The sequence below is a fragment of the Vibrio sp. 10N.261.55.A7 genome, assembly GCF_002877365.1.
In the GTDB taxonomy this organism is placed as follows: domain Bacteria; phylum Pseudomonadota; class Gammaproteobacteria; order Enterobacterales; family Vibrionaceae; genus Vibrio.
In genome coordinates this window covers 1-964 of the sequence record NZ_MCWZ01000181.1, presented here as the reverse complement: position 1 = coordinate 964, position 964 = coordinate 1, and the positions used below count along the sequence as shown (strand labels likewise).

The 964-nt window shown below is 56.0% G+C and carries 1 protein-coding gene; it reads right to left on the bottom strand.

Annotated elements, in window-relative coordinates; translation table 11 throughout:
- Positions 1–964 (bottom strand): thrombospondin type 3 repeat-containing protein (locus tag BCU12_RS10075; protein WP_198599306.1); only part of this gene is annotated, 964 nt, incomplete at both ends.

Below are 964 nucleotides of genomic sequence, written 5' to 3'. Positions count from 1 at the left end.
GGGAAGTCGTCTTCCTCATTGAGGACGCCATCCCCATCAATGTCCGGGTCACTATTATCCCCCACGCCATCGCCGTCGGTATCCACCGATTCCGTCGCATCCTCTGGGAACGCATCCACGCTGTCATCGACACCGTCGATATCTCGGTCAAACATTTTAGTGTCATCGTCTGGGAAGGCATCCGCGTTGTCGCCTACCCCATCCCCATCACTGTCCATTTGCTCATCATAATTCGTCGGGAAATCGTCCGCGTTGTCGCCCACCCCATCCTTGTCGGTATCCGCCCACTCACTCACGTCATTGGGGAACACATCCGCATTGTCTCCAACGCCATCCTTGTCGCTGTCTATCTGCTCGCTCGCGTCTTCTGGGAAATCGTCCAGCTCATCACTCAAGCCGTCGTTGTCATCATCCAGGTCAGCGTGGTTACCCAGACCATCGCCATCGCTGTCCTTCTGCTCATTTCGGTTGTGCGGGAACGCGTCCGTCTTATCGCCCGTCCCGTCCTTGTCACTGTCTGTCTGCTCACTCGCGTCCAATGGGAACGCGTCGTCTTCATCACTCACCCCATCGCCATCGTCGTCGTTATCGCGAGCATTGCCTATAAAATCGCCATCGGTGTCTTGGTATTCCGTCTCATTCAGCGGGAACGCGTCCACGCTATCTAGATAACCGTCGTTATCGTCGTCGTCATCCTCAAAGTCCGTGATGCCATCCCCATCCGTGTCCACCACGCACACACCCGACAGTGGCTTATACCCAGTGTCACACAATAAGTACCCATTCGGGTCTTGAGCAGGCGCTTCAAACAAGGGCGGCAAGCCCGAGACTTCCTCATCCGGCACTTGCAAACTCGACGACACCATTTGAGACACCGCCGCAGAGTCACTGACAAAGGCTTGCGCCTCAGGCTCACTCACATCCAGTAACGCATACAGCTCAGAGACCGTTTCGGGCATGACCC